General features: G+C 64.1%; 13 protein-coding genes. 1 reads left to right on the forward strand and 12 read right to left on the reverse strand.

The window, feature by feature from the left end; all coding sequences use genetic code 11:
- The first annotated feature begins 81 nt into the window (after positions 1-81).
- Entirely contained in the window at positions 82-1,929 is a 1,848-nt protein-coding gene (gene glsA, locus SO140_RS23390; protein WP_449382290.1) for a glutaminase A, read from the forward strand.
- Positions 1,930-2,044: 115 nt separating this feature from the next.
- Here the strand turns inward: glsA and SO140_RS23395 are convergent, their stop codons facing one another.
- From SO140_RS23395 to SO140_RS23450, 12 genes are all read right to left on the reverse strand, one after another.
- Entirely contained in the window at positions 2,045-2,347 is a 303-nt protein-coding gene (locus SO140_RS23395; RefSeq protein WP_449382291.1) for a nucleoside triphosphate pyrophosphohydrolase family protein, read from the reverse strand.
- A gap of 26 nt (positions 2,348-2,373) precedes the next feature.
- Positions 2,374-2,901 (reverse strand): carboxymuconolactone decarboxylase family protein, encoded by a 528-nt coding sequence (locus SO140_RS23400; RefSeq protein ID WP_449382292.1) that lies wholly within the window; start codon positions 2,899-2,901, stop codon positions 2,374-2,376.
- Between the two features lie 484 nt (positions 2,902-3,385).
- Positions 3,386-3,742 carry a Zn-ribbon domain-containing OB-fold protein gene (locus SO140_RS23405; RefSeq protein ID WP_449382293.1) on the reverse strand — a complete coding sequence of 119 codons (357 nt, stop codon included), beginning with the start codon at positions 3,740-3,742 and terminating at the stop codon, positions 3,386-3,388.
- Complete coding sequence (locus SO140_RS23410) at positions 3,739-4,875, reverse strand: thiolase family protein (protein ID WP_474797061.1); 1,137 nt, start codon at positions 4,873-4,875, stop codon at positions 3,739-3,741. Before SO140_RS23410 ends, SO140_RS23405 begins: the two co-directional genes overlap by 4 nt.
- 12 nt (positions 4,876-4,887) lie before the next feature.
- Positions 4,888-6,087 carry a CaiB/BaiF CoA transferase family protein gene (locus SO140_RS23415; protein ID WP_449383520.1) on the reverse strand — a complete coding sequence of 400 codons (1,200 nt, stop codon included), beginning with the start codon at positions 6,085-6,087 and terminating at the stop codon, positions 4,888-4,890.
- A gap of 130 nt (positions 6,088-6,217) precedes the next feature.
- On the reverse strand, positions 6,218-6,418 hold the full coding sequence (locus SO140_RS23420; protein ID WP_027523764.1) for a hypothetical protein: 201 nt from the start codon (positions 6,416-6,418) through the stop codon (positions 6,218-6,220).
- Positions 6,419-6,538: 120 nt separating this feature from the next.
- Positions 6,539-7,708, reverse strand: coding sequence for an acetyl-CoA acetyltransferase (locus tag SO140_RS23425; RefSeq protein ID WP_449383521.1), 1,170 nt, complete (start codon positions 7,706-7,708; stop codon positions 6,539-6,541).
- Between the two features lie 77 nt (positions 7,709-7,785).
- The gene (gene eda / locus SO140_RS23430) at positions 7,786-8,436 is read right to left on the reverse strand and encodes a bifunctional 4-hydroxy-2-oxoglutarate aldolase/2-dehydro-3-deoxy-phosphogluconate aldolase (RefSeq protein WP_449383522.1); all 651 of its coding nucleotides are present in this window, start codon (positions 8,434-8,436) and stop codon (positions 7,786-7,788) included.
- Between the two features lie 13 nt (positions 8,437-8,449).
- On the reverse strand, positions 8,450-9,427 hold the full coding sequence (locus tag SO140_RS23435; protein ID WP_449383523.1) for a sugar kinase: 978 nt from the start codon (positions 9,425-9,427) through the stop codon (positions 8,450-8,452).
- A 29-nt stretch (positions 9,428-9,456) separates the two neighbouring features.
- Positions 9,457-10,443: a D-erythronate dehydrogenase gene (gene denD / locus SO140_RS23440; RefSeq protein WP_449383524.1), complete on the reverse strand. Its 987-nt coding sequence runs from the start codon at positions 10,441-10,443 to the stop codon at positions 9,457-9,459.
- Positions 10,444-10,509: 66 nt separating this feature from the next.
- The gene (locus SO140_RS23445; protein ID WP_449383525.1) at positions 10,510-11,433 is read right to left on the reverse strand and encodes a carbohydrate ABC transporter permease; all 924 of its coding nucleotides are present in this window, start codon (positions 11,431-11,433) and stop codon (positions 10,510-10,512) included.
- Positions 11,426-12,382: a carbohydrate ABC transporter permease gene (locus tag SO140_RS23450; protein ID WP_449383526.1), complete on the reverse strand. Its 957-nt coding sequence runs from the start codon at positions 12,380-12,382 to the stop codon at positions 11,426-11,428. The genes SO140_RS23445 and SO140_RS23450 overlap by 8 nt, the downstream gene beginning before the upstream one ends.
- Positions 12,383-12,403: the final 21 nt, after the last annotated feature.

The following is a 12,403-nucleotide window of genomic DNA, read 5'->3' on the forward strand; positions in this document are numbered from 1 at the left end:
TCGCTAGTGACCGAATTTCCGGCGGCTCAGCGCACTTCCGGACGGGTTGCATGCGCCCTGATGGCGTTGCACAAGGAGGGTATGACACCGCTATCATCGCCAGCCAGCGCCTGGACACAATCGAAGCCGCCTCTGCTGCGGTTCCTCGACACTTGCCACGCCGAATTCGCCGCGGAGCCCTCCGGCGCGGTCGCCGACTACATCCCCGAACTCAGCAAGGCCGATCCTGCCCATTTCGGCATCAGTCTCGCGACGCTGGATGGCCATGTCTACGAAGTCGGCGACAGCCGGGTGCCCTTCACCATCCAGTCGATGTCAAAGCCGTTCGTGTTCGCACTGGCGCTCGACATGCTGGGCGCGGCGCGGGTCGAGAGCGCGATCGGCGTCGAGCCCTCCGGCGATCCCTTCAACTCGATCCGGCTCAATGCCGAGAACCACCCGTTCAACCCGATGGTCAATGCCGGCGCGATCGCCTGCACCGGGCTGATCCACGAGGGCAAGAGCGAGGCAGCGTTCGAGGAGATCCGAAGGGCGCTCGGCCGCTTTGCCGGCCGCGAGCTTGATGTCGACGAGTCCGTCTACACGTCCGAAAGCCAGACCGGCGACCGTAACCGTGCCATTGCCTATCTTCTCAAGACCAATGCGGTCATCACGGATAATGTCGCTGAAGTGCTCGACGTCTATTTCAGGCAATGCGCCGTGCTCGTCACGGCGCGCGACATCGCAGTGATGGCGGCGACGCTCGCCAATCGCGGCGTCAATCCGGTCACCGGCGAGCAGGTGATGACACCTTACGCGATCTCGCGGACGCTGTCCGTGATGACGTCGTCGGGGATGTACGATTATGCCGGCGAATGGATCTACCGGATCGGCATCCCCGCCAAGAGTGGCGTCGGTGGAGGCATCCTCGCGGCCCTCCCCGCTCGGCTCGGCCTCGGTAGCTATTCGCCGAAGCTCGACAAGCACGGCAACAGCGTGCGCGGCATCAAGGTCTGCGAGGCACTGTCTTCTCACTATGACCTGCACATGCTCAACCGTAGCGACGACGCACGCAACGCGATCATCGCGGACTATCACATCGGTCAGAGCCCATCCCGCCGCGTCCGTCGCCTCGGGGAACGCGAGATCCTCGCAGCGCACGAGGACGAGGTCCGGGTCATCGAGCTCGTCGGCACCTTGTCGCTCTCGGCCGTCGATTACGTCTCGCGGCGGCTCGCCGCGCAGCCGCGGCCGCAGCTCGTGATCTTCGACCTGCACCGCGTCACCTCGACGACGCGCGCTGGCGCGCGGCTCGTGGCGGAGGCCTTCGAAGATCTCGCGGCGCTGAACGTCACCGTGGTCCTCTCCGGCGTCCAGCGCAGCTCGCGGGAATGGACCGCACTTCGCGAATGGACGGCAACGCTGAAGAACGTTCGCGACTTCTACCTGCTCGACACCGCGATCGAATGGGCTGAAGACCAGATCGTCTATCGCTATGGCGGAGCGATCGATTTTCACGAGACCACGGAACTGGTCGAGCAGCCGCTGCTTGCGGGCCTCGATGAGGAAGAGTTAGCCGACCTCGGCTCGCTCTGCACGATCCGCACCTATCAGACCGGCGCGAAGATCGTCGCGGCCGGCGATCCCGCCGATTCCCTGTTCTTCCTGCGCAGCGGCGCCGTGCACGTCACGCTGCCCGACGGCGTTCGCCTGGCAACGCTGACGGCCGGGATGGCCTTCGGCGAGATGGCGCTGCTGGAATCGACCCGCTCCGCCGATGTACTGGCCGACATGGCGGCGACCGCCTTCGAGGTGCCGCTGAAGGATTTCGAGCGTTTTCGTCAGCAGCATCCGCACGCCAGCGAGCGCATCATGCGTAACCTCGCACAGCTCCTCGCCGACCGGCTGATCGTCGCCAACACCAAGGTGGATATCCTGACGTCGACGTAAGGCTGCTCAGGATTGTCGGGCACGTGTTTCTCGGCCGCCATCCATCGGCCTCACCCGCTTCCAGAGGGGCCCCTCAGGAAGAGGTCCGTCTGATTGGTCGCACGGAAGCAATCGTCTAGCGGCTCGCCGCCTCACGCAGGCGCCGGTTGACCTTGGCTGCGCTTGCTTCAAGCAATTCGGATGGCTTCTGGCCAGTCGCCGCGCACAGGCATGCCCAGTAATAGATGACGTCGCCGAGCTCATCGACGAGACCCGCCTGATCGAGCCAACTATCGCGCAGCAGCTTCTTGATGTGCTCGGCGACTTCGCCGGATTCGCCGGCGAGACCAAGACCGAGATAGGACAACCGCTCGTTCGACGGATGTTCATCGACTTTCGCAACCGTTGCGGCCCAGGCCGCATATTCATCGATTGTCATCGGCAATCCTCAACGGTTCTTTCGGATCAGCCTACGACCTCCGTCACCGGCTGGAGGTCGATCTCGAACGTCTCAAGAAATTTCGACGTCATGATGTAGAAGCCGACCGCAAGCTGCAACTCGACCAGCGCACCCGGTGTGAGCTTTGCGGCGATTGCCCTGAAGGTCGCGTTCGTCGGCTTGTTCAGCTTGACGATCTCGTCCGTAAAGGCGAGCGCCGCGCGCTGCGTCTCGGTAAAGCATGTCGCCGCCTGCCAGTCGGAGAGCGCCTCATTCTGCTCGTCGGTGACGCCGACATTCTTGCCGATGCGCCTGTGCGCGATGACTTCGTACGGCGCGTCGCAGAGAATTCCGGTCCGTGTGATCGCAAGCTCCCGCACGATCGGGTCAAGCTCGCCCCGGCTCCGGATCGCGCCGCCCAGCCGGCAGTACTGCACGAAATAATCGGGCGAATGCGACATCATGCGAAAGATATTGGCGTTGCGATTCTTGGCCAGGATATCGCGCGTGCGCTCGGACGCCTTGGAAGGATCGGCGTAGTCGATACGGGCCATCAGCCACCTTGCGTATTGGTCTTGTTGCGGTTTTTGCCGGCAGTTTCTCGAGACTATTCTTGCACCGACGCAAGAGCAACATCATCGAGTCAAATTGCCGCCGTATTGCTGAACGACCTTGCAACCGTCGATATTCGCCGCGTGGGGACAAATCGCAGCGAATACTCGAGGTGGGGTGTTCCGAGTAAAAAATATGACCGTCGTTTGCGCAGCGCGCGCAACGATGAGTCACGCCCAAGTCTAGGGAGTAAACCGCATGAAGGTAGCCACCAGGAGGGCGGCCTCGGAAGCGTTCGCGCATATGCTGGCGGTGACGGCGATGCTCGTCATCGCCAGCATATTGTTCTACGGGCGCTGAAAGAAATTTCGTCGTTCCGGGGTGGTGCGTACGGGACTGCGCGAAGCGCGCGGCCCGGTAACCAGACCCAGAATTCCGTTCCAGGTTCGGTCCGTTCGACCGCCCCCGAATGACGAAAACCAGTAGCTAAACTTTGGTGAAAAACGGCACGAGCTTCCCGGCAAACGAAGCGAACTGCGCGGTGACCTCGTCGCCGATCGCAAGATCCTTCCCACCGTGAGCCATCATGCGAAAGCCCTCGACACAGTCGACGAGCAGGATGTTGTAGGGCACATGCACGCGCGACTCCGGCGTGGCCGCGCGGCAGACGAGCGTCGTTGCATAGACCCTGCCCAAGCCGCTCGCGCGATGCTCCCGCGGATCAGGCGCACCACACGCCGCACAGAAGGCGCGATGGAAATACTGCACGCCGCCGCACGATCCGCAGCATTGATAGACGATCGCCGCCTCGCCCTTGGTCCAGTCCGCAATTCGCGCGCTCATCGCACCCGCTCCAGGAACATGCTGACATGCGAGGACAACACGCCGCCATCTCCATGCAGCAGCGCGATCGAGGCGTCGCGGACCTGACGATTGCCTGCTCGCCCGGTCATCTGGAGATGCGTTTCGACCAGATGCGCCATCGCGCCGCCGACGCCGCAATGGCCGTAGCTGAGGAGTCCGCCATGGGTGTTGAGCGGCATGCGTCCGTCGCGGCTGAAATATCCGGACCGCACGCGCGCGGCGGCTTCGCCGCGTCCGGCAAGTCCGAGGTCTTCGAGCAGCATCGCAAGTGTGATGGTGAAGCTGTCATAGACTGCGGCATACCGCACATCCGATATCGCAAAGCCTGAGGCCTGTTTCGCGCGCGCAATCGAAATCTCGGCGCCGAGCTCACTGAGCGCCGGAGCTGCAGTGACATGCTGATGGGTATGCGCCTGGGCGCAGCCGCGGATCCGCACGCCGGCTTCGCCTGTCCGCTCGCGGCTGATCACGAACGCGGCGCCGCCGTCGGACACCGGGCAGCAATCGAGGAGTTTTAACGGCAGCGCCACGGGCTTGGATGCCATCACGTCGGCAACCGTGACCGGCTCATGGAATTGCGCGCCGGGATGGGTGCAGGCGTGCGCGCGCATCAGCACGGCGAACTCCGCAAGATCCTCCTCGGTCACACCGTACTCGTGCATATAACGGGACGCGACGAGGCCGTAATAGGCGGGGATGGTCGGGCCGAGCGGCACCTCGTAATCGGGATGACCGACCTGCGCCAAGGCCCGGATCGAGGCATCGCGGCTCTGTCCGGTCAGACGGTTCTCCCCGGCGACAACGAGCACATGCCGAACCACGCCGGCCTCGACCAGGTGATGGGCGAGCATGGTCATCGCGAGCCCGGTCGCGCCGCCGACCTGCACGGCGTGGGCGTAGCTCGGACGGATGCCGAAATGCTCGGCGAAGACGGTTGCCAGCATGATGTGCGGCGACACCGTCGAATAGCCGCAGAGGACGCCGTCGATCTCAGGTCGTACCAGCCCGGCATCGTCGAGTGCAAGCTGGGCCGCGCGGCTCATCAGGTCGAGCGAGGATGAGCCTTCGTGCTTGCCGTAAGGCGTAAGCCCGACGCCGGTGACGAAGCTCATGGCGCTCTCTCCCTACTCCGGCGGCGAGCGGGTCACGCCGTCGCGTATCAGGGCCGCGATCTCATCCGCGGAATAGCCGATCTCCCTCAAGATCTCAGCACCGTGCTCGTTGAGGCGCGGTGCGAACCGTGACGGTTCGGCGTCGGTGTCCGACCAGGTCGCGGTGACCTTCATGCTGCGGATGGGCCCCTCGGTCGGATGGGTGACCACCGGGAAGAAGCCGGTCGCCTCCAGATGCGGGTCATGCAGGATCGTTTGCAAATCGTGCATCGGCATGACCGGCACGTCGGCCTTGGTCAAAAGCTCGATCCATTCGGCGGTCGTGCGTGTCTCGAAGATGCGCGCGAGCTCGGCATAGACGAAATCGATATTCGCGGCGCGGCCGGCAAAGGTCGCAAACCTCTTGTCGGCGCGCAGATCGTCGCGGCCGGTCGCCTCGAAAAAATTCTGCCACTGCTTGTCGTTGTAGACGATCACGCTGAGGTAGCCGTCCGCGGTCTTGTAAGGCCTGCGGTCGCGCGACAGATGACGTGCGTAGCCACCCTTGTCGAGCGGCGGCTCGAACGTGAGTCCCCCCATGTGATCGCCCATGACGAAGCCGGCCATGGTCTCGAACATCGGGACGTCGACGCGCTGGCCGCGCCCGGTGCGGTCGCGGTGCACGAGGCTGGCGCAGATCGCGCCGACCGCGGTGAGGCCCACGATGCGATCGACCAGCGCGTTCGGCACGTAGCGCGGCACGCCGTCGCCGGTCTGTGCCATCAACGCGGGCAGCGCGGTGGCACCCTGGATCAGATCGTCATAAGCGGGCTTTGCGGCATAGGGCCCGTCCTGGCCGAAGCCGAACACGCCGGCATAGACGAGGCGCGGGTTGATCGCGGAGACCACGTCATAGCCGAGCTGAAGGCGCGCCATGGCCTGCGGACGGACGTTGTAGACGAGAACGTCGGCATCCTTGATGAGCCGCAGCACGGCGTCGCGGCCCGCGGGCTTCTTCAGGTCGAGGCAGATCGAGCGCTTGCTGCGATTGGTGTTGAGAAACACCGGGCCCATGCCGGCATGACGCATCGGGCCGATCAGGCGAGTGACGTCGCCTTCGAGCGACTCCACCTTGATGATGTCGGCACCGTAGTCACCGAGCATCTGGGTCGCATACGGCCCCATCAGCACGGTCGTCATGTCGATGACCTTGATGCCCTTTAGCGGCCCCATCGTTCACTCCCGATTGCGCGGGGGCCAAGATGTGGCCCGCGATTTCGGTCCAGCTAACGGCAGCGGCGGGACCCGAGCAAGTGCGGCCGGCGTATGGCCGCATGCGCCGCGTGCGAGCGCGGCGCGGCGCTTATTTCTTCTGGCGGGCTTCGCGGATCTTGAGCAGCCGGTCGAGCTCGTCGTTCTGCTGGTTGATGCGATCGGCGATACGCGCCTCGCTCTGCTCGCCGGATGCGGCGGCGGCCTGCTCGATGAGTTGCCTGATATTGCCCTCGAGGATCGCGATACGATCGTTGAGTTCGTCTAGTGATAGCGAGCTGTCATTGCTCATGATGCATTCCCCGGAAATCAATCAAGAGCAGGAGGGTGAGCGAAGCGAAACGTGGCTACCTTGACATAGCGCAAGGAAGGGTGGGTGCGGCGCATTCGCGCCTTTGCCCACCCTTGCGGGTTACTTCAACGGCTCCAGGACGGAAACGTAGTTGGCAACGGCAGCGCCGCCCATGTTGAAGATGCCGCCGAGCCTGGCGTTCTTGATCTGCATGCCCTCGGGCGCTTGCCCGGCAAGCTGCATCGCGGTCATCACATGCATGGAGACGCCGGTGGCGCCGATCGGGTGGCCCTTCGCCTTCAGCCCGCCGGACGGATTGACCGGCAGCTTGCCGTCCTTCAGCGTCCAGCCCTCCTTGATGGCGCGGGCGCCCTGCCCCTTCGGCGTCAGGCCCATTGCTTCATATTCGATCAGCTCGGCGACCGTGAAGCAGTCGTGGGTCTCGACGAAGGAGAGGTCGGCGAGCGACACGCGCGCCTTCTCCAGCGCGCGCTGCCAGGCAACAGTGCAGCCTTCGAACTGGAGAATGTCGCGCTTGCTCATCGGCAGGAAGTCCTGGGCGTGCGCGGTGGCGCGGAAGCCGATCGACTTGCCCATGCCCTTGGCGGTCTCGGCATCAGCCAGCACCAGCGCCGCGGCGCCGTCGGAGACCAGCGAGCAGTCGGTGCGCTTCAGCGGGCCGGCGACGCAAGGGTTCTTCTCGCTCTCGGCGCGGCAGAACTCGAAGCCAAAATCCTTGCGCATCTGGGCGAAGGGGTTGGCGACGCCGTTCTTGTGGTTCTTGGCCGCGATCAGCGCCAGCGCATCCGACTGGTCGCCGTACTTCTGGAAATACGAGCTGGCGATCTTGCCGAACACGCCGGCGAAGCCGCCGACGGTGTCGCCGTCTTCCGGCAGGTAAGAGGCTTTGAGCAGATTCTTGCCGATCTCCGGACCCGGCGTGCGCGTCATCTGCTCGACGCCGACGACCAGCACGATCCTGGCAGCACCGGCCGCGATCGCGCGCAGGCCCTGATGCACGGCGGCCGAACCGGTGGCGCAGGCGTTCTCGACGCGGGTCGCCGGCTTGAAGCGCAGGTGCGGATCAGCCTGGAGCACCAGCGAGGCGGTAAAATCCTGCGGCGAGAAGCCGGCGTTGAAATGACCGAGCACGATCTCATCGACGTCGCTAGCCGAGATGCCGGCATCCGCAATCGCCTCATTGGCGACGCGCGTGACGAGGCTTTCGACGGTCTCGGTGTCGAACTTACCGAACGGCGTATGTGCCCATCCGACGATGCTGGCGGTCATGGTCACTCTCCTCAGATCTTCTCTTGTCTTCCCTTGCCCGATTCTTAGCCCATCGGGCCCAAGAGTTCATCAAGACTTCACGCGGCTTTGAGGCCTTTGAGGGTTCGCTGGCAGATGGCAGTTATGCCGGCCCAGTTCCCGGCCCTGATCTCCGCCGCCGGGCATAGCCAGGAACCGCCGACCGCAAGCACGTTGGGCTCGGCGAGCCAGGTCGCCGCATTGGCCTCGCCAACGCCGCCGGTGGGGCAAAAGCGCGCATTGGGGAACGGACCGCCCAGCGCACGCAGGCCCTTGATGCCGCCGGCCTGCTCCGCGGGGAAGAATTTTGCGAGATCGAAGCCGAACGCCAGGGCCTGCATCAGCTCGGACGCGGTCGCTATTCCCGGCGCAAAGGGCAACGCGCTGTCGGCGGCAGCCTTCAAAAGATCGGGCGTGCCGCCCGGGCTGATGCCGAACTTGACGCCGAGTTTCTCGGCTCGCGCGAGGTCGGCCGGGTTGAGGATGGTGCCAATGCCGACGATCGCCTCCGGCACCTCCGATATCATCGCTTTCGCGGCCTCGATCGCCACGGAGGTGCGCAGCGTCACCTCCAGCGTCTTGACGCCACCCGCAACGAGAGCGCGCGCCAGGGGCACGGCATCCTCGACACGCTCGATGGTGAGGACGGGGATGACGGTCGCGGCCTTGAACAGCGCGGCGAGCTTTTCCTGTTTGGCAGTCGTGGTCATTGCGTTTCGATTTTCACTTTGTCGCTTGGCGTGAGGTCGTCGGCCGGGGCCGCTTCTTCGGCGGCATGGCATAGGCCGGAATGATGGCACCGGGATAGCAGATCACGAGGCTCGCGAGGCGATGGCCGGCCTGCGCGGCCTCGACCGGATCGGAACCTGCGAGCCTTGCGGCAATGTAAGCCGCAGCAAAGCTGTCGCCGGCCGCGGTGGTGTCGATCACCGGCTTGGTCAGCGGCTCGGCACGCACCTCGCTTGTGCCGCCCGGAAAGCGCAGCAGGCTGACGGGTTCGGCGAGACGGAACACCAGCTCGGGAGTGGGGATGCGCGCCATCAGCTCGGCATGGCTCTCGCCGGGATACAGCGCGAGCAGGTCCTCCGTCGAGGTGAGCACGATGTCGGCGGCCTCGAATGCGGCGGCAAACACCGCGCGGGCGACGTCGCGATCGGGCCAGGCGCGGGCGCGAAAATTGGTATCGAATACGAAGCGGGTGCCGAGCAGGCGCGCGCGCTTGATCGCCGCGAACAGACGCTCGCGCCCGGCCTGATCGTAGATCGAGAGCGTGATCGCGGAGAGATAGACGATGTCATAGCTCATCAGCGAGTTGAGGAGCTCGTCCGTCTCCGGCAGATCCATCAGCCGGCGCGCGGCCGCGCTGTCGCGCCAGTGAAAGAACTGCCGCTCGCCCTTGGCATCAAGCTGGATCATGTAGAGACCGGGCAGCTTGCCGGACAGACGCATGACGCGCCTGGTGCCGACGCCCTCGGCAGCCCAGGCCGTCACCATCTCGTCACTCAGCGCGTCATCGCCGAGCGCGGTGAGATAGTCGACCTTGACCTCGAGCCGCGCGAGATAGACGGCGGTGTTGAGGGTGTCGCCGCCGAAGCCGCGCGCGTAGAGTCCGCCGCCCTGCCCCTGGCCGCCGGACTGTCCGCCTCCCTGGGCCTGCCGGAGCTCGACCATGCATTCACCGATGCAAGCAACGCTCGCCATTACTCGACCCACACTGTTCACCGGTTGCGTCAGGCGACGAAATTGCCGCCGAGCTCGTCTTCGATGTGAATGCGGATGATATCATCGAAGCTCTTCTCGGCGGTCGTGAAGCCGAGCTCGCGCGAGCGACGCGCGTCGAAATTGCGCGGCCAGCCGCCGACGATGCCCACGATGAAGGGATCCGGCTCCCGCTTGATGCGCGCGGCGACCTTCTCGCCCGCGACCCGCTTCAAGGCCGCAATCTGCTCGCCGACGGTCGCCGACAGGCCGGGCATGGTGAGATTGCGGCGCGGGCCGACCGCAGCGAGGTCCATTGTGCCGGCATGGAGCAAGAAGCCGACCGCGGAGCGTGGCGTCGCGTGCCAGTGGCGGACGTCCTCGGAAACCGGCAGGATCGCTTCCTTGCCGGCCAGCGGCTCGCGCAGGATGTTGGAGAAGAAGCCGGATGCCGCTTTGTTGGGCAGGCCGGGGCGGATGCAGATGGTCGGCAGACGGATGCCGATGCCATCGAGGAAGCCGCGGCGGGAATAGTCGGCGAGCAGCAGCTCGCCGATCGCCTTCTGGGTGCCGTAGCTGAGCAGCGGCGTGTGGAAGAACTCGTCGCCGATCGCATCCGGGAACGGCGCGCCGAATACCGCGATCGAGGAGGTGAAGACCACCCGCGGCTTGTAGCCGCCGCCTGCGAGGCGGATGGCGTCGAGCAGCATCCGCGTGCCGTCGAGGTTGATGCGATAGCCCTTGTCGAAATCGAGTTCGGCCTCGCCGGAGACGATGGCGGCCAGATGGAAGATCACGTCGGGGCGCCCCGCGACCAGCTTCTCGGCGGCTCCGGGAACGGCAAAATCGCCGGACACCGTCTCGACAGCAAAGCCGGCCTTCTCGGGCTTCTTCGGCTCGACCACGTCATGCATGGTCAGCTTGGTGATGTCGCTTTTGCCGAGCCGGCCGTCGCGTAGCAGCCGTTCGCACAATTTGCGGCCGACCATGCCGGCGGCGCCGAGAACCAGAATGTGCAAGAGCCTACTCCTTCTTATTGATCTTCAACGCGCCCGTTCGGACGCGTTCCTACGGCGGGCCCGCAATCATTCCTTCACCGCGCCGGTCATCGCCGACACATAATGCTCCACGAAGAAGGCGTAAAGGATAACCAGCGGCAGCGACCCTGCGAGCGCCCCCGCCATCAACGACCCCCAGCGGTAGATGTCGCCGTCCACGAACTCGTTGACGATCGCGACCGGCACCGTCTTGTTGCTGGTCGATTGCAGGAAGGTCAGCGCGTAGATGAACTCGTTCCAGCACAGCGTGAAGCAGAAGATGAAGGCCGAGATCAGGCCGGGAATTGCCAGCGGCAGCACGATCTTGATCAGAATCTGCCAGCGGCTCGCCCCATCGATCAGCGCGCATTCCTCGAGCTCGAACGGGATGGTCTTGAAATAGCCCATCAACAGCCAGGTCGAGAACGGGATCAGGATGGTCGGATAGGTCAGGATCAACGCCAACGGCGAGTCGAACAGGCCGTACTGGAACACGACGGTGGCCAGTGGGATGAACAGGATCGACGGCGGCACCAGGTAGGCGAGGAAGATCAGGCCGCCGACGAGATTGGCGCCCTTGTAGCGCAAGCGCACGATGGCATAGGCCGCCAGCACCGATGCGATGATCGAGAGCACGGTGGCGCAGACCGCCACGTACATCGTGTTCCAGAGCCAGTGTGGGTAGTAGCTCTCGAACAGCAGCTTGTGGAAGTGCTTGAAGGTTGGATTCCAGGTCCAGAACGGGTTGTACTTGTCGAGATCGAGCAACTGCTCGTCCGGCTTCACCGAGGTCAGCGCCATCCAGTAGAACGGAAACAGCAGGACCACGACGATGATCGTGAGCGGCAGATACAGCGTCACGATCCGCCGCGGCACCGACTGGAGATAGCTCATGCCTTCGCTGTGATCGGCGCGCGCCGGCGTTGACAGCACCGTCTTGAGATCGACTTTCGATGCAGGAAGATCAGTCATTGCTCTCTCCCTGTTGCCACTTCCTACGCTGCAGGCCGAACCAGGAGATCATGATTGCGGCAAGCAAGAATGGAATCATCGCACTGGAGATCGCCGCGCCCTCGCCGAGCTGCCCAGCGATGATCGCGCGCTGATACGACAGCGTCGCCATCAGATGGGTGGCATTGACCGGGCCGCCGCGGGTCATCGCCCAGATCAACTGGAAGTCGGTGAAGGTGAACAGCACCGAGAAGGTCATCACGACCGCGATGATCGGCGTCAGCAGCGGATAGGTAATGTATCGGAAATTCTGCCAGCGCGTTGCGCCGTCCAGCGTTGCGGCTTCGTAGAGCGAGGGCGACACCGTCTGCAGGCCGGCGAGCAGCGTGATCGCCACGAACGGCACGCCGCGCCAGATGTTTGCAAAGATCACGCAGATCCGCGCCCAGGTCGTATCGCCGAGGAAATTGATGTTCTGGCTGATCAGCCCGAGATTCTTCAGCGACCACGAAATGATCGAGAACTGGGAATCGAAGATCCACCAGAACGCGAGCGCCGAGAGCACGGTCGGCACGATGAACGGGATCAGGACGAGTGCCCGCAGCATCGCCTTGAACGGCATATTCTCATTCAGGAGAAGCGCGAGATAGAGCCCGATCGCGAATTTGAAGGCGCTGGCCACGAACGTGTACAGCAGCGTGTTGGTCACCGACAGCCAGAAGATCGAGTCGTCCCACAGCCACTGATAATTCTCGATACCGATGAATTGCCCGACTCGGCCGATGCGGGTGTCGGTGAAGGACAGCCAGATGCCGAGCCCCAGCGGATAGGCCAGGAAGAAGATCAGGAAGGCCATGGCCGGCACCATGAACCAGAAGCCGAGCCAATTGCGATTGTGCTTGAGCAGGTCCCAGGCGCTGGCCTCGCGAAACTGAGGCTTGGCTTGGGAAGCAACTACGACATCAGCCATGCCCGATATCCCTGATCAGAG

It is taken from the genome of Bradyrhizobium sp. UFLA05-108, assembly GCF_059803455.1.

Excerpts from the sequence above, each read along its gene's own strand:
- SO140_RS23435 (WP_449383523.1), bottom strand. The coding sequence starts at position 9,427 with ATGGCGAGCGTTGCTTGCATCGGTGAATGCATGGTCGAGCTCCGGCAG.
- SO140_RS23405 (WP_449382293.1), bottom strand. The coding sequence starts at position 3,742 with ATGAGCGCGCGAATTGCGGACTGGACCAAGGGCGAGGCGGCGATCGTC.
- SO140_RS23445 (WP_449383525.1), bottom strand. The coding sequence starts at position 11,433 with ATGACTGATCTTCCTGCATCGAAAGTCGATCTCAAGACGGTGCTGTCA.
- eda (WP_449383522.1), bottom strand. The coding sequence starts at position 8,436 with ATGACCACGACTGCCAAACAGGAAAAGCTCGCCGCGCTGTTCAAGGCC.
- SO140_RS23400 (WP_449382292.1), bottom strand. The coding sequence starts at position 2,901 with ATGGCCCGTATCGACTACGCCGATCCTTCCAAGGCGTCCGAGCGCACG.
- SO140_RS23450 (WP_449383526.1), bottom strand. The coding sequence starts at position 12,382 with ATGGCTGATGTCGTAGTTGCTTCCCAAGCCAAGCCTCAGTTTCGCGAG.
- SO140_RS23415 (WP_449383520.1), bottom strand. The coding sequence starts at position 6,087 with ATGGGGCCGCTAAAGGGCATCAAGGTCATCGACATGACGACCGTGCTG.
- SO140_RS23425 (WP_449383521.1), bottom strand. The coding sequence starts at position 7,708 with ATGACCGCCAGCATCGTCGGATGGGCACATACGCCGTTCGGTAAGTTC.
- glsA (WP_449382290.1), top strand. The coding sequence starts at position 82 with ATGACACCGCTATCATCGCCAGCCAGCGCCTGGACACAATCGAAGCCG.
- SO140_RS23395 (WP_449382291.1), bottom strand. The coding sequence starts at position 2,347 with ATGACAATCGATGAATATGCGGCCTGGGCCGCAACGGTTGCGAAAGTC.
- SO140_RS23410 (WP_474797061.1), bottom strand. The coding sequence starts at position 4,875 with ATGAGCTTCGTCACCGGCGTCGGGCTTACGCCTTACGGCAAGCACGAA.
- SO140_RS23420 (WP_027523764.1), bottom strand. The coding sequence starts at position 6,418 with ATGAGCAATGACAGCTCGCTATCACTAGACGAACTCAACGATCGTATC.